The organism is Pseudomonas sp. CJQ_9 (assembly GCF_043106615.1).
GTDB lineage: Bacteria > Pseudomonadota > Gammaproteobacteria > Pseudomonadales > Pseudomonadaceae > Aquipseudomonas > Aquipseudomonas juntendi.
Map to the genome: position 1 here is coordinate 81,772 of NZ_JBICMS010000103.1, position 22,983 is coordinate 104,754.

Here is a 22,983-nt window from a genome sequence, read left to right on the forward strand (position 1 = left end):
GCAGCGCCGATAGTTCACCGCTTCGCTGCAATGAAACATCTTGTAAGAACCGCCCCCCAGCGTTCACACCATTGGGCTCAAGCAACCAGCAGCGCCTCAGCAGATGCCCTGACAGGCAAAACCCCCAGGCATTCATTTATTGAAGTTATTGAAGGCACCGCTGTAGGAAGTTACTGAAAACCCAACTCAGAACCGAACTTTCGTACAACCTAACAACGAAGAATGCCCTGCAAAAATCTCAAATTATTTCCCCACTTGCGTTGCTCTGACCGGCGCGCTAACACTGGTGCCATCACGCACTGGAGGAAGCCCCATGTCTCATCTTGCCCAGTTCCGCGCCCTCGAATGGCTGCTCGCCAACAAGAAAGACGAACTTCAGTTCATCAAGGTTGACCCCCAGCTTCGCCGCGAGCTGGAGTTCGAAAGCAAACTGCACGACCTGCTGGCCGAATATCAATTCGGTTTAAGGCAGGTGCTGAGCATCATGGCACCTGAGCAGCGCCACACCTTCGACCTGTTCACATGGCAACCCCATGCACTGGTTTCACCGACCGGTTTCCGGGCGCGGCTCAGCAAGTTTTATCAAAACCCCTATACCGGTGAAGTCGTCGAAGCCAAGAGCACCTTGCACAAGACCTTGCGCCAGTGGATCAAACAGTACAGCCGCGCCGAAGTGGAAAGCTGGGTGTTACCAGGTGCTTTGCTACCACCCAGCCTGCGCGAATAACCAGCGCCGGCTCAGCGGTCGCCCTGACGCCTGGCCGGCACACGCAAGCGTTCGGTAACCGAACATAAGACCGCCTCTTGAATTGACGCTGCCGCCCGCACTGCTCACCATGCACCGGCCTTACATGCCCCCTTGCCTGGGAAATGGTCACGCACCCGCAGCACCGCAGTTGAATACAATTTCAAGAAACGAGCCGTCATGAACAACTCCAAGACTCACCCCGCCGCGCCCCGGATGCCCCAGGGCTCGATCGGCGACAAGCTTCGCGCCGCCTTCGGCGTTGGCAAGACCCGCTGGGGCATGCTGGCCCTGGTGTTCTTCGCCACCACCCTCAATTACATCGACCGCGCCGCCCTTGGCATCATGCAGCCTGTCTTGGCCAAGGAAATGAGCTGGACGGCGATGGACTACGCCAACATCAACTTTTGGTTCCAGGTCGGTTACGCCATCGGCTTCCTGTTGCAAGGCCGGCTGATCGACAAGGTCGGCGTCAAACGGGCCTTTTTCTTCGCCGTGCTGCTCTGGAGCCTGGCCACCGGCGCCCATGGCCTGGCCACCTCGGCTGCCGGTTTCATGGTTTGCCGCTTTATCCTTGGCCTGACCGAAGCGGCCAACTACCCGGCTTGCGTGAAAACCGTGCGCCTGTGGTTTCCGGCCGGCGAGCGGGCTATCGCCACCGGTTTGTTCAACGCCGGTACCAATGTCGGCGCCATGGTAACCCCAGCGCTGCTGCCACTGATTCTAGCCGTGTGGGGCTGGCAGGCCGCATTCATCGCCATGGGCTGCCTGGGCCTGGTGTGGGTAGTGCTGTGGCTGCTCAAGTACTACAACCCTGAAGACCACCCGACAGTGCGCCAGAGCGAGGTGCAGTACATCCAGCAAGATGTCGAGCCCGAGCCGACCCGGGTGCCGTTCAGCCGCATTCTGCGCCTGCGCGGGACCTGGGCGTTCGCGGTGGCCTATGCGATCACCGCACCGGTGTTCTGGTTCTACCTGTACTGGTTGCCGCCCTTCCTCAACCAACAGTACAGCCTGGGCATCAATGTGACCCAGATGGGTATCCCACTGATCATCATCTGGCTGACGGCAGATTTTGGCAGCATCGGCGGTGGCATTCTGTCGTCATGGTTGATCGGCCGCGGCGTGCGCGCCACGACGGCGCGGTTGCTGTCCATGCTGGTCTTCGCCTGCACCATGGTCAGCGTGGTATTGGCCGCCAACGCCAGCGGCCTCTGGGTCGCGGTGGCGGCCATTTCGCTGGCGGTGGGGGCGCACCAGGCCTGGACGGCGAACATCTGGAGCCTGGTGATGGACTACACGCCCAAGCACCTGGTGAGCACCGTGTTCGGCTTCGGCAGCATGTGCGCAGCCATTGGCGGGATGTTCATGACGCAGATCGTCGGCAGCGTGCTGACGGCTACCCACAATAATTATGCCGTGCTGTTCACCATGATCCCGGCCATGTACTTCCTGGCTCTGGTGTGGATGTACTTCATGGCGCCGCGCCAGGTCGAAAGCGCCTGAGGCGCTGCTCAGTTACCTCTACGGGGCCCTTGCGGGCCCTTTTTTTGCGCCCCGGTCAACGAAGGCGCGGCGCACTGGCCACTATCAGACCTTGGCCAATACCGCCCTGGCGTGGTCCAGCGCCATGCGCGCACGCTGTTCGCCGCTGATCCCTTGTTCCAGCAACTGCCGGGTAGGGATTTCCAGGCTCAGCGGGAGGGTCGCCGGTAGCGCACGCAGCAGCCCGACCAGATCGGCATCGCCATCACCCGGGAAGCGCCGTTCGTTACGCGCCTGGCGCAGGATTTCGTCCATGTCGGCCGGCACAGGCCCCGCCACGTCGCATAATTGGGCATAACGCATGCGTTGCGGTGCCAACTGCGCCAGGTCGCTCAGCGCAGAGCCGGAGCGGTTGAAATGGAACGCGTCCACCAGCACGCAACCATTGGCCTGATCGGCGTTGGCTACCACGCGCATGGCCTGGCGCAAGTCACGTACGTCGGTCCAAGGCATGAACTCCAGGTGCGGGTGGATGCCATGGCCCGCCGCCAGCTCGCACAATGCAGCGAAGCGCTCGGTGAGCCGCGCTTCGTTTGGGTCGTTGCCTGCCACCAGCAGTTCGGTGCCCCCCAGCTCGGCACCTACCGCCAGGATGGCTTCGAGATCCGCCACGCAGGTGTCCGGCTTAAGGCGCAGGATCTCCAGGTCCAGCACCTGGATGCCGGTATCGCGCAGGCGTGCCTGGGTCTGCCTGCGCAGATCGGCATCGGCCACCAGCGGGTAGTGCTGTTCCTGCTCGGTGGCCGGCATCAGGCGCAGGCCAACATGGCTGTAGCCAGCGCGGGCAGCAGCCTCAACCATGTCCGGCGGGGACAGTTCGAGTACCGTCAGGGCCGCAAGGGAAAATATTCGATCAGTCATTCGTCGTCACCAGAAAGAGGGTATCAGGCAATGTGCTCGGGAGCACAGGCGCGGCCGCTGGCGGCAGCCTGGCGGATCGCTTCGATCAGTGCCAGGGTGCGGCCCGCGTCGGCGGCATCGACCAAAGGCGGCTGTTCACCGCGGGCGACCCGCACGAAGTGCTGCAACTGCAGGGTCAATGCTTCACCGGCGGGTATGCTGTGCTGGTGCTGTAACAACGGTGTGTGCCACCCCGAACCCGGCTCGGCGTAGTGCCAGTGCTTGAGCTGAGGAATGCTCAGTGAGCCCTGGGTGCCGGCCAGCAGATAACACGGCTGGCCATCCTGGCGCGGGTAGACCGGGCTTTCACCCGAGTCGAGCTCCCAGCTCCAGGGCGCCGCTACGGCGTCCGAGCCGGTCAGGCTACCCAAGGCGCCATTGGCGAACTGCAACAGCACGGCGGCACTGTCTTCGTTGGCGAACCCCCGCACGTCGTTGCGGGTGAAGGCCTGCACCTGTACCACCTCGCCGCACAAGTAGCGCAGCAGGTCGAGGTCATGGATCAGGTTGGTCAGCAAAAAACCCGCACCCGGCTCGCGGCGCCAGGCGGTGTCGAAGTAGCTGTCGGGCTTTTGCAACTGCCACAGTGCGGTGACATTGATCAGCCGGCCCAGCCTGCCTTCGCTGATCACTTGGTGCGCCTTGGCGATCAGTGGATTGTGCCGACGATGGTGGCCGACCAATACCGGCACCTTGCACCGCCGCGACGCCTCGACCAGCGCCCGCACCTCCTGCAGCTGCACGCCGACCGGTTTTTCCACCAGTACCGGCACGCCGGCTTCGACGCAATCCAGCGCAGTGGCCACGTGCTGGTTGTTCGGGTTGGCGATGATCACCGCCTCGGGCTGCACGCGTTGCAGCATCTGCCGATGGTCGGCAAAGTACGGCACGCCACAGTCGACGGCGAAGGCTTCGGCCTGCGGGCCGGGGTCGGCCACCGCGCACAACTGGGCCTGGGGTACATTGCGCAAGTGCTGGTAATGCTGGCGACCCATGATGCCAGCGCCGACCAGGGCGATACGAAGGGGTGCGTTCAACAGCCTGTCCTCTTGTCATTGTTGTGGTGCGAATATGAAACAGCGTTCCACAATGCACCCTCAGCAATTTAGAACCAGGTTCAACTTTTCAGAAGAGCCTGCTGAACAGACTGTGCGGTAATCGACCGGAATATCCCTCAGGCAAACAGTTCGCTGGCGTGGCTGGCGGCAGATAGTTCCTCGGTGGCCGCCAGCAATAGAGGGGCCAGCTCGGCCAAACGGCTTGGCGCCAGGCGTGCACTGGGCCCGGCAATGCTCAGCACGCCAATCACCTCGCCGCTTTGCGGGCGCCGCACCACCGCAGCCAGCGCCGAGGTGCCCACCGCCGAGGTTTGTTCGACCCACGCATAACCCCGCTCGCGGGCGCGGTGCAGGTAGGCAAGCAACTCGTCGGTGGTGCGCGGCGCATTCGGGCCGAACTGGCCCGGGTCGGCAATGCCTTGGCGCAGCACCATCTGCAGCGCCTGCTCATCGTCCAGGCTGGCCAGCCAGGCGTGCCCGGAAGCGGTGTAGAACAGCGGCGCGTCGCGCCCCATGTCCGGGTCGTAACGCAACCCGGAGCGCGCGCCCTGGGACTTGGCGATCCAGGTCTGCCGCGCCCCATCGATGACACCAAGGCGCACCAGCTCACCACTGCCCTGGGCCAGGCGGTCGAGAATCGGCTGAATAACATCGGCACCACTGCTGGCCAGGTAACGGAAGCCTTGGGCGACCAGCTTGGCCGACAGCTGATAGCGGCTGTTGTCACGGTTCTGCCGTACGTAGCCCAGCCGCATCAGCTCGGCCAGCATGCGGTGTGCGGCGCTTTTAGGGATCTCCAGGCGCTCGGCCAGGGTTTGCAATGCCAGGCCCTGAGGCTCACCGGCAAGGCTCTCAACAAGATTGAAGGCGCGTTCGATCTGACTACCAGCCATGACACAGGTCCTTGCTACGTTTTGCGAATTCTAGAAGATGATTCCATATTCCCGATAGCGTACAGATGCAATGCCCTGCCAAGTGTTCGATTATCGCCCGCTTGTTGAGTGGGCGGCCAGCCGCGCCCTTGCGGATCCAGGCAAGCCAAATAAGAATATGGAACAACGTTCCAATAACAACACAGGATTTGTGCGATGCCCCCTGCCCCCTTCGAAACCGAATGCGATGTACTGGTGATAGGTTCAGGCGCCGCCGGGCTGGCCGCCGCTGTGACAGCTGCCTGGCATGGGCAAAAGGTGATTCTGGTAGAAAAAGAGCCGGTGCTGGGCGGCGCCACGGCCTGGTCCGGTGGCTGGGCCTGGGTCCCGCGCAACCCGTTGGCACGCCGCGCCGGCATCGACGAAGACATCGAGCAGCCACGGACCTACCTGCGCAATGAGCTGGGTGCCCATTACGATGCCGAACGGGTGGACGCCTTCCTTGAAGCCTGCCCGCACATGGTGGCGTTTTTCGAGAAACACACGGCGCTGCAGTTTGCCGACGGCAATGCGATACCGGACATGCACGGCCACACCCCTGGCGCCGCCGAAGGTGGGCATCAGGTGATTGCCGCACCGTACGATGCCCGCGAGGTGGGTGCACTGCTGCCACGCCTGCGCCAGACCCTGCGCGAAACCTCGTTCATGGGCATGCCAATCATGGCCGGCGCCGACCTTGCCGCGTTCCTCAACATGACCCGTTCGCCCAAAGCCTTGCTGCACGTGTGCAAACGCTTCGGCCGGCACCTGTACCACCTGGCCCGCCATGGCCGGGCCATGCACCTGGTCAACGGCGTGGCACTGGTAGCGCGGCTGGCCAAGTCGGCGCAGGACCTGGGCGTGCAGCTGCAGGTGTCGGCGCCGGCCAAGCATTTGCTGGTCGAAGCGGGCCGGGTGTGCGGCGCGCTGGTGACGACCCCGCAGGGCGAGCAGCGTATCCGCGCCAAGGCAGTGGTACTGGCAGCGGGCGGCTTCCCTCACGACGCTGCCCGCCGCCGGCAGCTGTTCCCCCGCGACGCCAGCGGCTACGACACCCTGGCCCTGCCGCCAAAGGGGTGCTCTGGCGATGGCCTGCGCCTGGGCGAGGCAGCAGGTGGCGTGGTGGCCACCGACCTGCAGTCGCCGGTGGCCTGGGCGCCGGTTTCGCAGGTGCCGCATGGCGATGGCACTGTCGGCCATTTCCCGCACATCATCGAACGGGGCAAACCGGGCATCATCGGGGTGCTGGCCAACGGCAAGCGCTTCGTCAATGAAGCGCACGGTTACTATGACTATGTGGCAGCCATGGTCGCGGCAGTGCCAGCGGACCAGGAGGTGTGTTCGTGGCTTGTGTGTGACCACCGTTTCTTGCGCCGTTATGGCTTGGGCCATGCCCGCCCGGCGCCACTGCCGGTGTGGCCGCATGTGCGCAGCGGCTACCTGAAACGTGGCGCCACACTCGAAGCGTTGGCGGTTGCCTGCGGCATCGATGCGGCCGGCTTGCGCGCCACCGTCGAGGCCTTCAACAGCCATGCACGCCACGGCCAGGACCCGGCCTTCGGCCGCGGCTCCACTGCATTCAACCGCAAGCAAGGCGACCCGCAACACCCAGGCCCCAACCCGTGTGTGGCGCCGATCGAACAGGGCCCGTTCTACGCGGTGAAGGTGAAGCCGGGTTGCTTTGGCACCTTTGCCGGGTTACGCACCGATGGCCAGGCACGGGTAGTGGATGCCAGCGGCCAGCCAATCAGCGGGCTGTACGCGGCAGGTACCGACATGGCCAGTGTGTTCGGTGGCTGGTACCCGTCTGGCGGCATCAACCTGGGGCCCGCGTTGACCTTCGGCTACGTGGCAGGGCGGCATATTGCCGGGGTGCAGGCGTATGAGTGAGCGGCCGGCGGCAGGTCGTGCTTGCCGCCGGCCCGGGTTCAGCCGCGCAGCTGGTACCAAGTGGTCTTGAGCTGCGTGTACTTGTCGAACGCATGCAGCGACAGGTCGCGGCCGAACCCCGACTGTTTGCCGCCACCGAAAGGCACCGTGACATCCAGTGCATCGACCGTGTTCACCGACACGGTACCGACTTTCAGCGCCCGTGCCACGCGGTGCACCTGGTTGAAGTCGTCGCTCCACACCGAAGCCGCCAGGCCATAGATGCTGTCATTGGCCAGGCGCACCGCCTCCTCTTCACTGTCGAAGGCACTCACTGCCAGTACCGGCCCGAACACTTCTTCCTGCGCCAGGCTCATGCTGGCATCGACCTGGGCGAAGATGGTCGGCTCGATGTAGTTGTCCGAACCGCCGATATGCAACCGCCGACCGCCACACACCAGCCGCGCGCCCTCTTGCCGCGCGCGGTCGATGGCGGCCTGGATACGCGCTGCCTGGCCGGCATCGACAATCGCCCCGGCGCGGCTCGAAGGGTCCAGCGGGTTGCCAGGCTGCCATTGCCGGGCCTTGGCCTGCAGGCGCTCGATGAACTCATCGTGGATGGAACGCTGCACATACAGCCGCGAGTTGGCGGAGCAGACCTCACCCTGATTGAAGAAAATACCAAAGGCCGCCTTTTCCGCAGCCAGGTCCAGGTCCTGACAGTGCTCGAACACCAGGTTGGGGCTCTTGCCCCCGCACTCCAGCCATACCTGCTTGAGGTTGGACTGCGCCGCGTATTGCATGAAGTACTTGCCCACCTGGGTGGAGCCTGTGAACACCAGGCAATCCACGTCTGGGTGCAGGCCCAGGGCCTGCCCGGCCTGCTCGCCCAGGCCCGGCACCACGCTGAGCACGCCTTCGGGCAACCCGGCTTGCAGGGCCAGTTCGGCCAGGCGCAAGGCCGAGAACGGCGACTGTTCGGCCGGCTTGAGCACCACGCTGTTGCCCGCGGCCAAGGCCGGCGCCAGCTTCCAGGCGGCCATGTCCAGCGGGAAGTTCCACGGCACCACCGCCGCCACCACGCCCAGGGCCTCACGGGTGATGGTGGCCAATGCATTGGCGGCTGTCGGCGCCACCTGGTCGTAGAGCTTGTCCAGCGCCTCGCCGTACCAGGCAAATACCTGCGCCGACCCGGGCACATCGATGTTGTACGCGTCCATGACCGGTTTGCCCATGTTCAGCGAGTCCAGCAATGCCAGCTCTTCGCGGTGGGCCATGATCAGTTCGGCCAGGCGCTGCAGCACTTGCTTGCGCTGCCCGGGGGCCATGCGCGCCCACGGGCCGTGCTCGAAGGCCTGCCGTGCGCTGGCCACCGCCAGGTCGACGTCGGCCTGGGCGCAGGCGGCGACCTGCGCCAGCACCTGGTTGGTGGCGGGATTGATCGCGGCAAAGGTCGCGCCACTTTGTGCCTTCACGGCTTTGCCAGCGATCAGGGCGCTGGCCGGCAGGTACAGGTCCGCCGCGCGTTGCTGCCAGAATTCGAGGGTGTACATTTGTACTCCTTTCAAGCGGTTGTGCTGACTGACTGTCAGAGCTTGCCAACCAGGCGCGCCGTGCGGTCAACGGCGATGCGGGTTTTTTCCACCAGCTCATCCAGCTCGCTGTGGTTGGCGATCAATGCCGGCGCCATGATCATCCGCCCCAGGGTGGAGCGAATGATCACCCCCTCCTCGAAGCCGAAGGTCCGGCACTGCCAGGCCAGGTCGTTTTCATTGGCAAAGCGCTTGCGGGTAGGCTTGTGCTCTGCCAGTTGCAGCGCCGCCACCAGGCCTGCGCCCTGCACCTGGCCAATCAGCGGGTGGTCGGCGAACACCTCACGCAGGATGCGCTGCAGGTAGGGGCCGGTGTCGTCCTTCACCTGGCGCACGATGCCTTCGTCACGCAGGGCTTTCAGGTTGGCGATGGCCACCGCCGCTGCCACCGGGTGGCCGGAATAGGTCAGGCCGTGGGCGAACACCCCGCCCCGCTCCACCAGGGCTTCGGCTATGCGCTTGCTCAGCACCAGCCCGCCCATGGGCACGTAGCCGCTGGTCAGGCCCTTGGCAATGGACAGGGTATCGGGCTGGAAGCCGAAGTATTCGTGGGCAAACCATTCGCCGGTACGACCAAAGCCACCAATCACCTCGTCGGCACACAGCAGCACATCGTACTGGCGGCAGATGCGCTGGATTTCCGGCCAGTAGCTTTCCGGCGGGAAGATCATGCCGCCTGCGCCTTGGAACGGCTCGGCAATGAAGCCGGCAACGTTTTCGGCGCCCAGCTCCAGAATTTTTTCTTCCAGCTGCAAGGCACAGCGGCGGCCGAACTCGGCCGGGCTCAGCTCACCGCCCTCGGCGTACCAATAGGGCTCGTCGATGTGCGCCACATCCGGGATCAGCCCACCCATTTCGTGCATGAACTTCATGCCACCCAGCGCCGTGGCCGCCAGGGTCGAGCCGTGGTAGCCATTCCAGCGGCCGATCATGATTGTCTTGCTCGGCTGGCCGACCACCTGCCAGTAACGCCGCACGGTGCGGATCAGCACCTCGTTGGCCTCGGAGCCGGAGTTGGTGTAGATCGCGTGGCTGTAGTGCCCGGGCAGCAGGCTGAACAGCAGCTCCGAAAGCTCGATCACCGCCGGGTGGGTGGTGTGGAAGAACATGTTGTAGTACGCCAGCTGGTCCATCTGCCTGGCGGCAGCGGCGGTCAGGTCGCGGCGGCCGTAACCGAGCTGGGTGCACCACAGCCCGGACATGCCATCCAGGTAACGCTTGCCCTCGCTGTCCCACAGGTGCAGGCGCTCGCCACCGACGATCACCCGCGGCCCTTCGGCGTTCAGCGCCTTCTGGTCGAGGAAGGCATGGATGTGGTGCGCGGCGTCGGCTGCCTGGTAGTCACGGGTCTGGCGTTGCGGGGCGAAAGGCGCATTCATTGTTGGTTTTCCTTTGCGGTGGGGTGCACGGCAGCGGCGCTCAGCGCCGCTTGCCCATATAGCTTTCCAGCGGGTCCTTGCCCAGCACGCCCTGGGCATTGGCCAGCGCGTCGATGAACAGGGAAAACAGCTCGGACTGGGTGCCGATATCGAGCTTGGCGTAGACATTCTTGCGGTGCGACTTGATGGTGTCTTCCGACACGCCCAGGCGCTCGGCCAGCGACTTGGTCGAATGGCCGCGCAAGATCAGCTGGGCAATGCGGCATTCGCGCTCGGTCAGCAACGAGCTGCCGAAGTTGTTCAGCGCAGCGTGAATACGCTGCTCAAGGATGTTCTCGAAGCGCCCGGCACGGTTGTCGAAGCCGGCGAAATGCTTGCCGAGTACCGCCAGCACCCACGGCGTGATGTGCCCGAACAGCGCACGGGTTTGCGGGTCGAGCTTGTCGGTGAAGGCCAGCGACACGGCCAGGCTCTGGCCGGGGGCCAGCTGCAGGATGTAGTTGAGTTCGTCTGCCAGGTGCGAGTGGCGGTAGAACGACTGGTAGTACTCGCTGACCCCAAAATGGTCAGGTGCCACCTCGAACAGGCCGTAGCAGCCAGACCCCAGCTGCTCCAGGCAAGCACCGTAGAACGGGTCGAGCAGGTAGAAACCCGACAGGTAGCGGCTGACGTTGCCTTCGGGCTGCCAGGGCGCCTTGTCGTCCTGCTCGAACAGCGCGCAGGGCATGCCGTCGTGCGGGTACAGGTACACCGTGGTGGCCTGGATCGGCCGGATCACGCCCAGTGCTGCAAACAGGTTGGCGGCAAAGCCAGGCCGGCCGATCGCCTCGGTGACCTTGGCCTGGTGCTCGAACCACTGTTCTGAAAGCAATTGGATAGTCACTGTCGGCCTGCCATATGGAGTAAGGCACCGCCGCCAGTGCGGTGCGTGGTTGGGCAGATACTCCCATGGCAGGGGAACCTGCGGAATCACCCTTTGGGGTGAGCCCAGGCAGCGGCCAGCCGGCTCACCCCAAAGGGTGATTCCGGGTGCTGCCGGGGTGTGGGAGCATCAACCCGCCCCAGCGCTGCGAGCCTTGCGCTCGACCTCCTTGCACGACACCCCCGGTAACGAGCCTGCTCGCCTGCCGCGGTGGCCTGCATCCCTTTCCAGGAGTTAGCAATGCATACAACAACAACTACAGCTCACCCCACCACCCCGCCCGCCATCGCGCAACCTGCCGCCAGCAGCGGGCGTTTGCGCCAGTCCATGAGCATGACCGCCCTGGTGCTGTTCGGCCTGGCATACATGGTGCCGCTAGCGGTCTTCACCACCTATGGGCTGGTCACCCAGATGACCAAGGGGCACCTGCCCACTGCCTACCTGGTGACCCTCGCCGCCATGCTGCTGACCGCCTACAGCTACGGCCGCATGGTCCAGGCCCACCCCTACTCCGGCTCGGTCTACACCTATACCCGCAAGGCCTTTGGCAGCCACATCGGCTTCATCACCGGCTGGACCCTGCTGCTCGACTACATTTTCCTGCCACTGCTCAGCTACCTGCTGATCGGCATCTACATGTCGGAATACTTCCCGGCCATTCATGCCTGGGTGTGGGTGGCAGGGTCCATTGCGCTGGTCACCTTCCTCAACCTGATCGGCATCGAGTCGATCACCCGCGTCAACTGGATCCTGGTGGTGACGCAACTGGTGTTCATCGTGGTTTTCGTCGGCCTGGCCGTGCTCAGGCTGAGCGTCCAGGCCGAACCCGTTTCGCTGCTGGCGCCGTTCCACCACGACGGTTTCAGCGTGCCGTTGGTGATGACCGGCGCGGCCGTACTGTGCCTGTCATTCCTGGGCTTCGATGCGGTCTCGACCATGGCCGAGGAAACCAGCAACCCGACCTACCGTATTCCGCTGGCGATCCTTGCTGTGTCCCTGATCGGCGGCTTGCTGTTCCTGGTGGTGTCGTACTGCGCACAACTGGTCTTCCCCGATTGGGGCAGCTTTGCCGACCCGGACTCGGCCTCGGTGGACGTCATGCGCCGGGTAGGCGGCGAACTGCTGGTCAGCGCATTCACCGCCACTTACGTGGCCGGCTGCTTCGCCTCGGCCATGGTGTCGCAAGCCAGCGTGTCACGGGTGCTGTTCGCGATGGGCCGTGACGGCGTGCTGCCGCGGGCGTTTGGCCAGCTTGCAACGAAAAAGCGCGTACCGGCCACCGCCATCCTGGTGGTCAGCCTGCTGTCGCTGATTGCCCTGGTCATTACCCTCGACACCGTGGCCAACATGATCAGTTTCGGCGCACTGTTCGCCTTCTCGGCGGTGAACCTGGCGGTGGTCAAGCACTACCTCATCGACCGCAAGCTGCGCGGTGCCGGTAATGTGGTGCTGTACGGCGCCATACCGGGACTGGGTTTTCTCAGCACGCTGTGGCTGTGGAGTAGCCTGACCAGCCTGTCGTTCAGCATTGGCCTGTGCTGGATGGGCATGGGCCTGCTGGTACTGCTGGGGCTCACCCGGGCGTTTCGGGTAACGTTGCCGGCCAGGCCAGGCGAAACTCATTGATGAAATCCACGTGCGAGGCTTCAATAGGCACACCCGAACCGGGAACCCAGTTCATCAAAGAAGCCACCCATGTACTCTTCCGAACGCCTCAAAGGCATTGACGTTTTCGTCGCCGTCGCTGACTTGGGCAGTTTCACGGCAGCTGCCGAGCGGCTCAACCTGACCAGCTCGGCCATCAGCAAGAGCGTGGCCCGGCTGGAGGCCCGCCTGGGCGCCCGGCTGTTCAACCGCACCACGCGCAGCCTGTCGCTGAGTGAAGCGGGCGTGGTGTTCTATCGCACCTGCACCTCGGTCCTGGCCGACCTGGAAGAAGTCGAGCACACCCTGGCGGCCAGCGATGACCAGCCCCATGGCAAAGTGCGGATCGAACTGCCCGCCTCTTACGGTCGCCTGCATGTGCTGCCGCTGATCCTCGACTTCATCCGCCTGCACCCGTTGCTGCAGCCGCATGTGTCGTTCTCCGACCGTTTCGTCGACCCGGTGCACGAGGGCATCGATATCGTGGTGCGCATCGGTGGCCCAGATGCCTGGCCGGCGGCGCTAGGCCACCAATACTTCGGTGCCCAGCGCCTGATGTTCTGTGCCGCGCCTGGCTACCTGGAAAAGCATGGCGTGCCGCAACACGAGCGCGACCTGGAGCACCACCACTGCGTGGGTTATGGCCACACCGACGGCCTGGTCAGCCCGTGGTATTTCAAAGGCCGCCACCCCGGCGAAATGGAGCGGCGTACCGTGCAGCCGCGCATTGCCGTGGGCGATGGCGAAGGCGAAGTGGCAGCGGTGCTGGCCGGCCATGGCATCGGCCAGCTACCCACCTGGCTGACCCAGCAGTACCTCGACCAGGGGCGCCTGGTCGAAGTATTGCCGGCGCTGGCCACCGACGGCTTGCCAATGAACCTGGTGTGGCTGAAAAGCCGCGAAGGGCTACCCAAGGTTCGCGCCTTGCTCGACTACCTGCTACCGCGCCTGGCGCCTCACGGCAGCCGGGCCTGCGCACCGGGCTGAGGCGCCAGCCGGCCCACCACGGGCACCAACGCCAGCGCCAGCAGGGCGATGCCAGCCGCCACGTAGCCCACGTAGCCGACCCCCAGGTGGGAGATGGTCATGCCACCCAGCACGGCCCCCAGGCCGATACCGGCGTTGGCCGCCGACACATTGGTGGTACCCGCCAGGGCTTGGGCATGGGTGACCGAACTCATCACCCGCACCTGGCTCACCGGGTACAGTGCCGTGTTGGCAACGCCCCACAGCGCCAGCGCCAGGCAGAACAGCACTACCCCCTGGGCCAGCGGCACCAGCGCCGCCATGCCAATGGCCAACAGCACCAGGAACAGCGCGCTGGCCCTTAGCGGTGAGCGGTCCACGGCCCGCCCGCCGATCCAGTTACCGAGCAAGCCGACCGCGCCAAAGCCCATCAGCCACCAGCCGGTATGCGCCGGGGCCACGCCCGCTACCCGCTGCAGCAGATCGGCCAGGTAGGTGTAGCCCGTGAACATGGCCGTGAACACCACCACCGACAGCAGTACATTGGCCAGGAAAAAACGCTCTTTGAAAATGCGCGCCTGCTGCATGAAGTCGACTTTCGCCGTGCGCGCCACGTGCGGCATCCATACCCACATCGCCAGCGCCATCAGCAGCGACAACGCGGCCAGGATCCAGAATGCACCGCGCCACCCCACCGCCGTTGCTGCCACGGTCCCCAACGGGATACCCAGCAACATCGCCGCCGAGATACCCAGGTAGACCTTGGCAATGGCCTGCCCGGCCCCGTCGCGCCCAGCCAGGTGGCCGGCGGTTTCACTGGCGGTGCCCCAGAACACCGGCAGCGCCAGTGCCGGAATCACCCTGGCGACGGCCAGCACCCAGAAACTGCCGGAGGCAGCAGCCAGCGCATTGGCTGCGGCGAAGACCAGCAAAATGCCGATGAACAGGCGCTTGCGGTCCAGGTGCGCCAACGCCGCCGTCAATAGCGGGCCGGCCAGCATCACGGTGAATGCGAACAGGGTGACCAACTGCCCTGCCAGTGATATGGAAATACCCAGGTCCTGGCTAAGCGCGGGCAACAAGCCAACGATGAGAAATTCGGTGGTCACGATCAAAAAGGCTGAAAACGCCAGAATGGCAATGCTGATCGCAGCGTGCCGGCTCGGGGTGGCGACCCCAGGGCTTGGTTCAAAAGCGGACATCAAGACAGGCTCCAGAAATAAGGTCACCAGTCTATTGGCAAAATGAATTCGTATTTCTGGTGTTATTTCACTAATCGGATGACTGGATTTCACCAATGAGCCGCTGATGTATACAACTTTAACGATTCCTGATTACATACGCGCTCGCCTACGACCTCGGTAATCGCCCAGGCGTATTGCGACGGGCTTAAGCCATGTCATTTACCGCTACCAAGAAGACCCTCCTCGTCAAAAACGCCCAACTGCTGGTCACCATGGACAGTGAACGCCGCGAAATCAAAAACGGCGGCCTGTACATCGAAGACAACCTGATCAAGCAAGTGGGCCCCAGCGACAGCCTGCCACAGCACGCCGACGTGGTGCTGGACATGGCCGGCAAGGTGGTCATCCCCGGCCTGGTCAACACCCACCACCATATGTACCAGAGCCTGACCCGCGTGGTACCGGCGGCTCAGGACGGTGAACTGTTCAACTGGCTGACCAACCTATACCCGATCTGGGCTCGGCTGACCCCGGAAATGATCGCGGTGTCGACCCAGACCGCCATGGCCGAGCTGCTGCTGTCCGGCTGTACCACCTCCAGCGACCACCTGTACATCTACCCCAACGGCTGCAAGCTCGACGACAGCATTCATGCCGCCAGCGAGATCGGCATGCGCTTTCATGCCGCGCGCGGCAGCATGAGCGTAGGGCAAAGCCAGGGCGGCCTGCCGCCGGATACGGTGGTCGAGAAGGAAGCCGACATTCTGAAAGAGTCGCAGCGCCTGATCGAGGACTACCACGATGCCAGTCACGGGTCGATGCGCCGCATCGTCGTGGCGCCCTGCTCGCCGTTCTCGGTCAGCCGCGACCTGATGCGCGAAGCTGCGGTGTTGGCGCGCCAGTATGGCGTTTCGCTGCACACCCACCTCGCCGAGAACGTCAACGACATCGCCTACAGCCGTGAAAAATTCGGCATGACGCCCGCCGAGTATGCCGAAGACCTCGGCTGGGTCGGCCACGACGTCTGGCACGCCCACTGCGTACAGCTCGACCAGCATGGCATCGAGCTGTTCGCCCGTACCGGTACCGGGGTTGCCCACTGCCCTTGCTCGAACATGCGCCTGGCCTCCGGCATTGCCCCGGTGCGCAAGATGCGTGACCACGGCGTTGCGGTTGGCCTGGGCGTCGACGGTTCGGCCTCCAATGACGGCGCCAGCATGATCGGCGAAGTGCGCCAGGCCCTGCTGCTGCAGCGGGTTGGCTTCGGCCCCGACGCCATGACCGCCCGTGAAGCGCTGGAAATCGCGACCCTGGGCGGCGCCAAAGTGCTCAACCGCAACGACATCGGCGCCCTGGCACCGGGCATGGTCGCCGACTTCGTCGCGTTCGACCTCGGCCATGTGGCCTATGCCGGCGGCCACCACGACCCATTGGCCGCCCTGGTGTTCTGCACCCCGACCCAGGTTCACACCAGCGTCATCAATGGCCGCGTGGTGGTCAAGGACGGCCAGCTGGCCACTGTCGATCTGCCGCGGGTGCTGGAACGCCACAACCAGCTGGCCCTGCAATTGGTCAGCGGCGCCTGAACACTACGGCAAGCCAGCCGTTTGCGCTGCACCCGCGTGCTGTGGGCTCGCCGGCGGGATGGGCTGCAACGCAGCCCATTGCCTCAGTTGCGCAACACCTGGCCGCCGGCATTGGCCGGCAAACGCAGGGCGTCCAGCAGGCCACGCCGCGGTGGCAATGACGGTGGCGTCCAGGGTCTCCATGAAGAACGTGATGGCGACCAGCAAGGCAATGCAGGTGGTCTGGCGCGAGCGCTGGGCGGCTGCCGGGTGGGCCAGGGTGCCAGGGCGTTGCGTTGGCGGCCCGGTCATGGGCAACCGAGCCGCCGTTCGTGGGCGCGGAGCTGCACGGGCACGTTGGCAACCATAGGCCTACTCCAGCGCGATGGTCAGGCGATCGATCACGGCACCGGTTTCGGGGCGCACCCCGCGCCACCAGGCAAACGCCTCTGCCGCCTGCTCCACCAGCATGCCCACACCATCGGCCAGGCGCGCCACACCTTGCTCACGGGCCAGGCGCAGGAATGGCGTGAGGCCTTTGCCATAAGCCAGTTCGTACGCCAGCCGGGTATTGGCCAAGGCCTCGGCAGGCAGCGGTGGCAACTCACCGACCAGGCTGGCAGAGGTGGCGTTGACCACGATATCGAAAGCCTGCCCCGGCAGTTCTTCGTACCGGCTGATACGCAGCCGCGGGTGATTCAGCTCATTGCGCAGCGCCACGGCCTTGGCCATGTCGCGGTTGGCGATCACCAGCTCGGCAGGGCCGGCCTGCAGGAACGGCAGCAGCGCCCCACGCACCGCGCCGCCCGCCCCCAGCACCAGCACACGACGCGCACGCAGCGGCTCCCCGAGGTTGACCTCGATATCGCGCAGCAGGCCTATACCATCGAAGTTCTCTGCCACGATGCCGCCGTTCTCGAACTTCAGGGCGTTGGCTGCGCGGGCCAGCTGCGCCCGTTCGCTGCAGCGCTCGGCCAGTTCGAAGGCGCGCAGCTTGAACGGTGCCGTGATGTTCATGCCCAGCCCGCCCTCACCGCGGAACGCCAGCACCTGGGCCTCGAAGCCCTCCAGCGACCCCTCGATTGCGCCATATTCCAGCTGCTGGCCACAGGTTTGGGCGAACAGCCCGTGGATCAGCGGAGACTTGGTGTGGTTGATCGGTCGGCCGATCACTGCATAGCGGTCGCTCATCGTGCCTCTCCATGGGTGAACAGCACCCCGTCTGCCTGCATGGCGGTGATTTCTTCGGCGCTGAAGCCAAGCCCGGCGGCGACTTCGGCGTTGTGCTGGCCCAGGTCCGGGGCCACCTGGTGGATGGTGGTGTCGCAGTCGGAAAAACGGAACGGCAGGTTGGGCAGGCGCAGGGTGCCATAGCGCGGGTGATGCTGTTCGACGACCATGTTGCGCGCCTGAATCTGCGGGTCGGCCAGCACCTCGTCGATACGCTGTACCTTGGCGCTGGGCACGTCGATGGCATCGAGCAAGGCCAGGATAGCCGCCACTGGCCGCGCGCCTACCCAATCGCGCACCACCGCCAGAATTGCCTCGCGGTGGGCATTGCGGCCATTCACACTGTGGTAGCGGCTGTCGCTGGCAAAACCTGCCGGGCCGCCATTGGCTTCAAGCATGGCGGCAAAGCGCCGCCAGGCGTCATCGACCTGGGCGGCGATGACCAGGTCGCCGTCGGCGGCACGGAACACCCCATACAATGTCGAGGTGGGCATGTCATGGCCAGTCTGCTCGGGCAGTACGGTGCCGTTGGACAGCGTGAAGCACTGCACCGCGTACTCATGCATCGACACCAGCGTGTCGTACAAGGCCATGTCGATGTGCTGGCCACGGCCACTGCTGAGGCGCCCAAGCAAGGCGGCATTGATGGCTGCCACGGCGTGGATGCCGGTGTACATGTCGCCCAGCGAAATGCGCAGCAACGGCGGTGCTTCGCCCGGCACGCCAACCATCTGCATGATCCCGCTCTTGGCCTCGGCGATCAGCCCGAAGCCGGCACGGTGTGCATCCGGCCCCGTGTGGCCATAGGCGGAAATCGAGCAGTACACCAACCGCGGGTTGCGCGCCGCCAGCTCGGCATAGCCCAACCCCAGCTTGTCCAGCGCGCCCGGCCGGTAGTTTTCGATGAACACGTCGGCCGAATCGGACAGGCGCTGCATGAAGGCCTTGCCGCGTGGGTCCTTCATGTTGACGCTGACGCCCTGCTTGCCCATGTTCAGTTGCAGGAAGTAACCGCTTTGCTGGTCATCCAGGGTGAATGCGTGCTGGCGACCGGCGTCGCCGCTGCCTGGCCGTTCAACCTTGATCACCTCGGCGCCCAGCGCCGCCAGGCAACGCCCTACATAAGGCCCGGCAAGAAAATGGCTGTAGTCGATGACGCGGATACCCGCCAATGGCAATGCCTGGCTCATGCTGCCCCCTTGCACGGCACCATCAGCCGGTGCTCGCCGCGTTGCACGACCTGGCCGTGCTGGTTGATCAGCTCCGACGGCAGGACCACGATGCCCCAACCCGGGCGGCTTTTACTCAGGCGCATCGCGCCAACGCGCATGCGCACATGCAGCACATCGTCGACCTTGATCGGCAACACGAAATCCCAGGTCCAGCCCAGTGACATGCCCGGCACGAAGCGGTAATCGCATTGGGTCTTCAAGCCATCGGCGATCGACAGGCCGAACAGGCCGTGGGCAACCAGGCAGCCAAAGTGGCTGGCATTGGCATACGCCTCATCGACATGCACCGGGGTATGGTCACCGGTCAGGTCGGCATAGGCCAGGATGCGTTCGCGGGTGACGGTGTAGCTCGGGCTGATGCATTCATCGCCCTCGCGGGCGTCGTCCCAGTACTTTTCAGTCACGCTCATGGCTGCACCTGCGCACGTGGGTTGATAGCCAGTGCCTGGGCCACCGTCGCCTTCGGCAATGCCTGGATGAACTCCACCGCCAGGCCGTCGGGCAAGCGCAGCCAGTTGCGGCCCTGCGGCATTGCACTGACGCCGAAACGCTGTGCTGCCGCCAGCACCGCTTCCAGGTCTTCGCACATGATCCCCAAGTGCGCCATGCGCCCTTCAGGCCCTGCAAAGTCGGGCTGGTGGATGAACTGCAGGCCGCCGAGGGTCCAGTACTGGGTCGGCTGCTCGGGGTCACCCTGCGACTCGCGCAGGGTCATGCCGCACACCTCACTGAAAAAGCGGATATGCCAGTTGATGTCACGCACCCAGAAGGCGACGTGTTCGAGGTAGGCTTTCGGCTGGCTCATGGGTTGTCCTTGTTCTGCTGGTCGGCCATCGCACGTTCGATGCCTTTGATACACGCCACCAGGGTGGCGTTGACGGGGGTGGCGACGCCGTGGCGCTGGCCCCAGCGCACGACGGAACCGTTGATGAAGTCAATTTCAGTGATCGAGCCTTTTTCCAGGCTTTGCAGCATCGAGGTGCGAAAGCTCGCCGGCAGGCCTTCGGCGGCCAGTTGCCAGGCTGCCTCGGGGCTGGTCAGGCTCAGGCGGATACCGGCGCGCTCGGCCACCGCGATCGCTTCGGCAACGGCCGCCTTGGCGGTGCTCGCCAGCAGCGGCTCGCTGTACAGCTGGCCATAGCTGAGCCTGGTGATGGCACTGAGCGCACCGGTGGCGACGTTGACCAGCAGCTTGTCCCACATGGTGCCGAGGATGTTGTCGCTGACCGTGGTGGCCAGGCCTGCACCGTTGAATACCTCGGCGATAGCCTGCACGCGGGGGCTGCGCTGGCCGTCCAGTTCACCGATGTGGGTCTGCTTGCCGGCCACCCCGGCGCGGATCGCCCCCGGCGCCAGCAGCACGCCGCCGACATAGGTCTTGCCAGCCAGTACCCGCTCGCGGCCGGCCGCCTGGGCCAGGATATCTTCGTGCCCCAGGCCGTTCTGCAGCGACAGCAGCAGCGTTTGCGGGCCCAGAAGCGCCGTGGCCCCAGCGATCGCCTCGGCGGTGTGGAACGACTTCACCAGGACCACCACCAGGTCGGCCACCCCCACCTCATCGGCGCACGTCGCCGCGTGCACGCGGACCTGGCGCTGGCCGCGCTCATCCTGCACCTGCAGGCCGTGCTGGTTGATGGCCTCGACATGCGCACGGCCTCGGTTGAGCAGCCAGGTTTCATGCCCGGCTTCGCTCAATGCCGCGCCGATGGCGCAGCCCAGGGCGCCGGCGCCCAGAATGCAGATTTTCAAATCGCAGACCTCCGTGGTTTGCGATCACATTATGCAGCCACGCTTATTAGCGCTATACAATGCGGCAAATAGCCCCATTGAGATTTGCAATAATGACCGCTGCCCCGGTACTGCCCGAACCCAAGCTGCTGCAACTGTTCGACGTGCTCTATCACTGCCGTAGCGTTACCCGCGCCGCTGAACAGCTGGGGCAGAGCCAGCCGACCATCAGCATCTGGCTGGGCCGCCTGCGCGAACAACTGAACGACCCGCTGTTCGTGCGCACCCCTGGGGGCATGGCGCCCACCCCGCGCGCCGACCAGTTGATCGGGCCGTGCCGCGAAGTCCTCGAATCACTGCGCCGGCTGGCGGCCTGGGAACCGCAGTTCCAACCCGCTACCGCACAACGGCGCTTTCGCCTGTGTGTGAGCGACGCCAGCCACATCACTTTGCTGCCCAGCATCCTCAACCACGTGCGCAGCCACGCGCCCGGCATTCGCCTGGAGGCGGTACGCATCGATGGCAACAGCGAAAGCGCGCTGGAGTCGGGTGAAGCTGACCTGGCGATCGGCTTCGTACCGTGGCTGGGCGGTGGCATGTACCAGCAAGTGCTGTTCGACCAGGACTGGGTGTGCCTGAGCGCACGCGGGCACCCGCGCCTGGCCGGCGGCCTGAGCATGGCCTGCTACCACGCCGAAGGCCATGTGCAGATCAGCGCCGGCACCGGCCAGAAGCTGCTGGAAACGGCACTGGCGCGGGCCGGCATCGAGCGCCGCATCGTGCTGGAGCTACCGGCGTTCCTGGGCCTGGGCATGATCCTCCGGAGCACCGACCTGATCGCCACACTGCCCCGCCATATCGGGCAGACGTTGGCCGACATGCATGATTTGCAGGTGCACGACTGCCCGTTCGCGGTCGAGGGTTTCACGGTCAAGCAGCACTGGCACGCCCGCTACCACCAGGACGGGGGTAACCGCTGGTTGCGCGCAGTGGTCCATGGGTTGTTTGCCCGCGACGGCTCAGCCGGCTCGCGCAAGGGCTCCAGCCGTGCAGGCGCCTGACACCGCGCAATGCTTGCTGCTGGCCGGGGTGGCAAGCATGATGGGCGCATTACGTTCATGCCACGGATATACCGATGACCGCAGCCCCCCCCTCCGTTTCGCAGCCAGGCCGCTGCCAACGCTTGAAAGCGGCCAGCAGCCGCGACCATGACAGCGTCGATCAGCTGGTCATGGCGGCACGGCCGTTTGAGAGCCGCGAGCGCTACGGCCGGTTCCTGCAGGTGCAGCATGGTTTTCATGGCAGCTTGCTGGCGTTGTATCAGGACCCGCAGCTCAATCGGCAACTGCCGGGGCTGTCGGCGTTGTCAAGGTTTGCCGCGGTGCAGGCCGACCTGCTGGACCTGGGCCTGCCCACGCCACCGCCGCCACCTGCGGTGTGCGCCAGCCCGGCGCAGGCGTTGGGCTGGCTGTATTGCAGCGAGGGGTCGAACCTGGGGGCTGCGTTTCTGTTCAAGTACACCCAACGCCTGGGCCTGGGTGAAGACCAGGGCGCCAGCCACTTGGCCCCGCACCCTGATGGCCGTGCACTGCATTGGCGTGAGTTTGTGGCCCGTTTGGACGCCCTGGCGCTGGATGAACAGCAAGAGGCCGAGGCGATAAACGGCGCAATCGCTGCGTTCGAGCATTACCGCAGCCACCTGCGCGCGGTGTTTGCCGAACGCTGATCCGGTTTGGGCGGCGCGGGTTGCATGCCGCAGAGTTGTACAAGTTATTGCTGCAGCGAACTTTTTCCTGGTTACTGGTCTATGAGAGTGGCTCAGAACGGTCACGGCAGGCGAAGCGGCTTGCCTCACCGCTGGCCTGATAGCTCAATTGTGATCAGAGGTGGGCTTCGCTCATGAAAATACAAGTCGCCAGGTGGATGCTGTTCGGTCTGTTCTCGCTTGCAGCAGCGGGCACGGCTTCGGCCCTGCCACTGAAACCGGTCGAGGTGGCGGCCCCGGCCGTTCAGCCAGCGTTGCCTGCGGCCAGCAACCCTTGGCCGAGCGTGGCCAGTGCGGCCGCTGTTCAGCCGGCGACCCTGCTGGCCCATGATGACCACCGCTGGCACGACCACAGGGGCGACTGGCGCCGCGAGCAGTGGCGCCGCGAGCAGGCCCGGCGCGACTGGGAGCGGCGACGTGACTGGGAACGCCGCCGGGATTGGGAGCGCCGCCATGAGCGGGCGATGCACCAACGCCACTATGACGAGCACCGGCACTACCGCCGCTGAAGCCGACACACCGGCTGCTGGCGCTTCAGTCAGCCTGGGGTGGGGCAGCACCCACCCCTTCTGTTTCCAGCTTCAAACGGTCAGCCTTGCAGATGTACCTGGGCTTGCGCGGCGCGAGTTTGGCGCTGGCTTTCTTCTGGTGCGCCTGCAACAGCTGCTTGATCTTCTTACGACGGTTCATGGTCCACACGGCCTTTGAGTACGGTTTAGCTGCCGCCATCATACCCGTGCAAGCAACC

Annotated in this window: 23 protein-coding genes; 9 read left to right on the forward strand and 14 right to left on the reverse strand. The window is 64.8% G+C overall.

The window, feature by feature from the left end; translation table 11 throughout:
* Positions 1-313: 313 nt before the first annotated feature.
* The gene (locus ACF8SD_RS23675) at positions 314-727 is read left to right on the forward strand and encodes a histone-like nucleoid-structuring protein, MvaT/MvaU family (protein WP_392485252.1); all 414 of its coding nucleotides are present in this window, start codon (positions 314-316) and stop codon (positions 725-727) included.
* Positions 728-961: 234 nt separating this feature from the next.
* A complete protein-coding gene (locus ACF8SD_RS23680; RefSeq protein ID WP_392485265.1) occupies positions 962-2,251 on the forward strand; it encodes an MFS transporter in 1,290 nt (429 codons plus the stop codon).
* An 84-nt stretch (positions 2,252-2,335) separates the two neighbouring features.
* Here the strand turns inward: ACF8SD_RS23680 and ACF8SD_RS23685 are convergent, their stop codons facing one another.
* The 3 genes from ACF8SD_RS23685 to ACF8SD_RS23695 all read right to left on the reverse strand — a co-directional run bounded on the left by ACF8SD_RS23685 (position 2,336) and on the right by ACF8SD_RS23695 (position 5,141).
* The gene (locus ACF8SD_RS23685) at positions 2,336-3,151 is read right to left on the reverse strand and encodes a sugar phosphate isomerase/epimerase family protein (protein ID WP_392485253.1); all 816 of its coding nucleotides are present in this window, start codon (positions 3,149-3,151) and stop codon (positions 2,336-2,338) included.
* Positions 3,152-3,174: 23 nt separating this feature from the next.
* Positions 3,175-4,227: a Gfo/Idh/MocA family protein gene (locus ACF8SD_RS23690; protein WP_173889753.1), complete on the reverse strand. Its 1,053-nt coding sequence runs from the start codon at positions 4,225-4,227 to the stop codon at positions 3,175-3,177.
* Between the two features lie 137 nt (positions 4,228-4,364).
* Positions 4,365-5,141 (reverse strand): IclR family transcriptional regulator, encoded by a 777-nt coding sequence (locus tag ACF8SD_RS23695; protein WP_392485254.1) that lies wholly within the window; start codon positions 5,139-5,141, stop codon positions 4,365-4,367.
* Between the two features lie 195 nt (positions 5,142-5,336).
* Between ACF8SD_RS23695 and ACF8SD_RS23700 the strand changes: the two genes are divergently transcribed.
* Positions 5,337-7,049, forward strand: coding sequence for an FAD-dependent oxidoreductase (locus ACF8SD_RS23700; RefSeq protein WP_392485255.1), 1,713 nt, complete (start codon positions 5,337-5,339; stop codon positions 7,047-7,049).
* 38 nt (positions 7,050-7,087) lie between these two features.
* Here ACF8SD_RS23700 and ACF8SD_RS23705 read toward each other — a convergent pair whose 3' ends face one another.
* The 3 genes from ACF8SD_RS23705 to ACF8SD_RS23715 are packed head-to-tail and all read right to left on the reverse strand — an operon-like array spanning position 7,088 to position 10,882.
* Positions 7,088-8,581 carry an aldehyde dehydrogenase gene (locus tag ACF8SD_RS23705; RefSeq protein ID WP_392485256.1) on the reverse strand — a complete coding sequence of 498 codons (1,494 nt, stop codon included), beginning with the start codon at positions 8,579-8,581 and terminating at the stop codon, positions 7,088-7,090.
* A 35-nt stretch (positions 8,582-8,616) separates the two neighbouring features.
* A complete protein-coding gene (locus ACF8SD_RS23710; protein ID WP_009685103.1) occupies positions 8,617-9,999 on the reverse strand; it encodes an aspartate aminotransferase family protein in 1,383 nt (460 codons plus the stop codon).
* A gap of 40 nt (positions 10,000-10,039) precedes the next feature.
* On the reverse strand, positions 10,040-10,882 hold the full coding sequence (locus tag ACF8SD_RS23715) for a helix-turn-helix transcriptional regulator (RefSeq protein WP_173889761.1): 843 nt from the start codon (positions 10,880-10,882) through the stop codon (positions 10,040-10,042).
* 279 nt (positions 10,883-11,161) lie between these two features.
* On the opposite strand from ACF8SD_RS23715, the gene ACF8SD_RS23720 reads away from it, so the two are divergent.
* Both ACF8SD_RS23720 and ACF8SD_RS23725 read left to right on the forward strand, forming a co-directional pair.
* The gene (locus ACF8SD_RS23720) at positions 11,162-12,547 is read left to right on the forward strand and encodes an APC family permease (RefSeq protein ID WP_392485257.1); all 1,386 of its coding nucleotides are present in this window, start codon (positions 11,162-11,164) and stop codon (positions 12,545-12,547) included.
* Between the two features lie 69 nt (positions 12,548-12,616).
* Entirely contained in the window at positions 12,617-13,552 is a 936-nt protein-coding gene (locus ACF8SD_RS23725; protein WP_009685106.1) for a LysR family transcriptional regulator, read from the forward strand.
* Here ACF8SD_RS23725 and ACF8SD_RS23730 read toward each other — a convergent pair.
* Positions 13,522-14,733 carry an MFS transporter gene (locus tag ACF8SD_RS23730; RefSeq protein ID WP_392485258.1) on the reverse strand — a complete coding sequence of 404 codons (1,212 nt, stop codon included), beginning with the start codon at positions 14,731-14,733 and terminating at the stop codon, positions 13,522-13,524. The two genes, ACF8SD_RS23725 and ACF8SD_RS23730, sit on opposite strands and share 31 nt — an antisense overlap.
* Before the next feature lie 194 nt (positions 14,734-14,927).
* Between ACF8SD_RS23730 and ACF8SD_RS23735 the strand changes: the two genes are divergently transcribed.
* Positions 14,928-16,301, forward strand: a complete 1,374-nt coding sequence (locus tag ACF8SD_RS23735) for an 8-oxoguanine deaminase (protein WP_392485259.1) — start codon at positions 14,928-14,930, stop codon at positions 16,299-16,301.
* Between the two features lie 3 nt (positions 16,302-16,304).
* Here the strand turns inward: ACF8SD_RS23735 and ACF8SD_RS23740 are convergent, their stop codons facing one another.
* From ACF8SD_RS23740 to ACF8SD_RS23765, 6 genes are read right to left on the reverse strand one after another with little or no spacing between them, the layout of a single operon-like run.
* On the reverse strand, positions 16,305-16,592 hold the full coding sequence (locus ACF8SD_RS23740) for a hypothetical protein (protein ID WP_392485266.1): 288 nt from the start codon (positions 16,590-16,592) through the stop codon (positions 16,305-16,307).
* 60 nt (positions 16,593-16,652) lie between these two features.
* The gene (gene aroE / locus ACF8SD_RS23745; RefSeq protein WP_392485260.1) at positions 16,653-17,471 is read right to left on the reverse strand and encodes a shikimate dehydrogenase; all 819 of its coding nucleotides are present in this window, start codon (positions 17,469-17,471) and stop codon (positions 16,653-16,655) included.
* The gene (locus ACF8SD_RS23750) at positions 17,468-18,700 is read right to left on the reverse strand and encodes a CaiB/BaiF CoA-transferase family protein (protein WP_173889772.1); all 1,233 of its coding nucleotides are present in this window, start codon (positions 18,698-18,700) and stop codon (positions 17,468-17,470) included. Before ACF8SD_RS23750 ends, aroE begins: the two co-directional genes overlap by 4 nt.
* Positions 18,697-19,152, reverse strand: coding sequence for a MaoC family dehydratase (locus ACF8SD_RS23755; protein ID WP_029886074.1), 456 nt, complete (start codon positions 19,150-19,152; stop codon positions 18,697-18,699). The genes ACF8SD_RS23750 and ACF8SD_RS23755 overlap by 4 nt, the downstream gene beginning before the upstream one ends.
* A complete protein-coding gene (locus ACF8SD_RS23760) occupies positions 19,149-19,547 on the reverse strand; it encodes a VOC family protein (RefSeq protein ID WP_029886075.1) in 399 nt (132 codons plus the stop codon). The genes ACF8SD_RS23755 and ACF8SD_RS23760 overlap by 4 nt, the downstream gene beginning before the upstream one ends.
* Positions 19,544-20,491 (reverse strand): ketopantoate reductase family protein, encoded by a 948-nt coding sequence (locus ACF8SD_RS23765; protein WP_392485261.1) that lies wholly within the window; start codon positions 20,489-20,491, stop codon positions 19,544-19,546. Before ACF8SD_RS23765 ends, ACF8SD_RS23760 begins: the two co-directional genes overlap by 4 nt.
* Positions 20,492-20,583: 92 nt before the next feature.
* Here ACF8SD_RS23765 and ACF8SD_RS23770 point away from each other — a divergent pair, with 92 nt between their 5' ends.
* The 3 genes from ACF8SD_RS23770 to ACF8SD_RS23780 all read left to right on the forward strand — a co-directional run bounded on the left by ACF8SD_RS23770 (position 20,584) and on the right by ACF8SD_RS23780 (position 22,744).
* A complete protein-coding gene (locus tag ACF8SD_RS23770; protein WP_173889776.1) occupies positions 20,584-21,531 on the forward strand; it encodes a LysR family transcriptional regulator in 948 nt (315 codons plus the stop codon).
* A 74-nt stretch (positions 21,532-21,605) separates the two neighbouring features.
* Positions 21,606-22,196, forward strand: coding sequence for a biliverdin-producing heme oxygenase (locus ACF8SD_RS23775; protein WP_173889778.1), 591 nt, complete (start codon positions 21,606-21,608; stop codon positions 22,194-22,196).
* A 173-nt stretch (positions 22,197-22,369) separates the two neighbouring features.
* Complete coding sequence (locus tag ACF8SD_RS23780) at positions 22,370-22,744, forward strand: hypothetical protein (RefSeq protein ID WP_249414275.1); 375 nt, start codon at positions 22,370-22,372, stop codon at positions 22,742-22,744.
* 25 nt (positions 22,745-22,769) lie between these two features.
* Here the strand turns inward: ACF8SD_RS23780 and ACF8SD_RS23785 are convergent, their stop codons facing one another.
* Positions 22,770-22,925: a DUF2986 domain-containing protein gene (locus ACF8SD_RS23785; protein WP_392485262.1), complete on the reverse strand. Its 156-nt coding sequence runs from the start codon at positions 22,923-22,925 to the stop codon at positions 22,770-22,772.
* Positions 22,926-22,983: the final 58 nt, after the last annotated feature.

Bases quoted from the DNA above. Each gene is read 5' to 3' on its own strand.
- ACF8SD_RS23730 (WP_392485258.1), bottom strand. From the start codon at position 14,733: ATGTCCGCTTTTGAACCAAGCCCTGGGGTCGCCACCCCGAGCCGGCAC.
- ACF8SD_RS23695 (WP_392485254.1), bottom strand. From the start codon at position 5,141: ATGGCTGGTAGTCAGATCGAACGCGCCTTCAATCTTGTTGAGAGCCTT.
- ACF8SD_RS23735 (WP_392485259.1), top strand. From the start codon at position 14,928: ATGTCATTTACCGCTACCAAGAAGACCCTCCTCGTCAAAAACGCCCAA.
- ACF8SD_RS23775 (WP_173889778.1), top strand. From the start codon at position 21,606: ATGACCGCAGCCCCCCCCTCCGTTTCGCAGCCAGGCCGCTGCCAACGC.
- ACF8SD_RS23755 (WP_029886074.1), bottom strand. From the start codon at position 19,152: ATGAGCGTGACTGAAAAGTACTGGGACGACGCCCGCGAGGGCGATGAA.
- ACF8SD_RS23725 (WP_009685106.1), top strand. From the start codon at position 12,617: ATGTACTCTTCCGAACGCCTCAAAGGCATTGACGTTTTCGTCGCCGTC.
- aroE (WP_392485260.1), bottom strand. From the start codon at position 17,471: ATGAGCGACCGCTATGCAGTGATCGGCCGACCGATCAACCACACCAAG.
- ACF8SD_RS23710 (WP_009685103.1), bottom strand. From the start codon at position 9,999: ATGAATGCGCCTTTCGCCCCGCAACGCCAGACCCGTGACTACCAGGCA.
- ACF8SD_RS23785 (WP_392485262.1), bottom strand. From the start codon at position 22,925: ATGAACCGTCGTAAGAAGATCAAGCAGCTGTTGCAGGCGCACCAGAAG.
- ACF8SD_RS23780 (WP_249414275.1), top strand. From the start codon at position 22,370: ATGAAAATACAAGTCGCCAGGTGGATGCTGTTCGGTCTGTTCTCGCTT.
- ACF8SD_RS23685 (WP_392485253.1), bottom strand. From the start codon at position 3,151: ATGACTGATCGAATATTTTCCCTTGCGGCCCTGACGGTACTCGAACTG.
- ACF8SD_RS23740 (WP_392485266.1), bottom strand. From the start codon at position 16,592: ATGACCGGGCCGCCAACGCAACGCCCTGGCACCCTGGCCCACCCGGCA.
- ACF8SD_RS23700 (WP_392485255.1), top strand. From the start codon at position 5,337: ATGCCCCCTGCCCCCTTCGAAACCGAATGCGATGTACTGGTGATAGGT.
- ACF8SD_RS23750 (WP_173889772.1), bottom strand. From the start codon at position 18,700: ATGAGCCAGGCATTGCCATTGGCGGGTATCCGCGTCATCGACTACAGC.
- ACF8SD_RS23760 (WP_029886075.1), bottom strand. From the start codon at position 19,547: ATGAGCCAGCCGAAAGCCTACCTCGAACACGTCGCCTTCTGGGTGCGT.
- ACF8SD_RS23675 (WP_392485252.1), top strand. From the start codon at position 314: ATGTCTCATCTTGCCCAGTTCCGCGCCCTCGAATGGCTGCTCGCCAAC.
- ACF8SD_RS23705 (WP_392485256.1), bottom strand. From the start codon at position 8,581: ATGTACACCCTCGAATTCTGGCAGCAACGCGCGGCGGACCTGTACCTG.
- ACF8SD_RS23720 (WP_392485257.1), top strand. From the start codon at position 11,162: ATGCATACAACAACAACTACAGCTCACCCCACCACCCCGCCCGCCATC.
- ACF8SD_RS23680 (WP_392485265.1), top strand. From the start codon at position 962: ATGCCCCAGGGCTCGATCGGCGACAAGCTTCGCGCCGCCTTCGGCGTT.
- ACF8SD_RS23770 (WP_173889776.1), top strand. From the start codon at position 20,584: ATGACCGCTGCCCCGGTACTGCCCGAACCCAAGCTGCTGCAACTGTTC.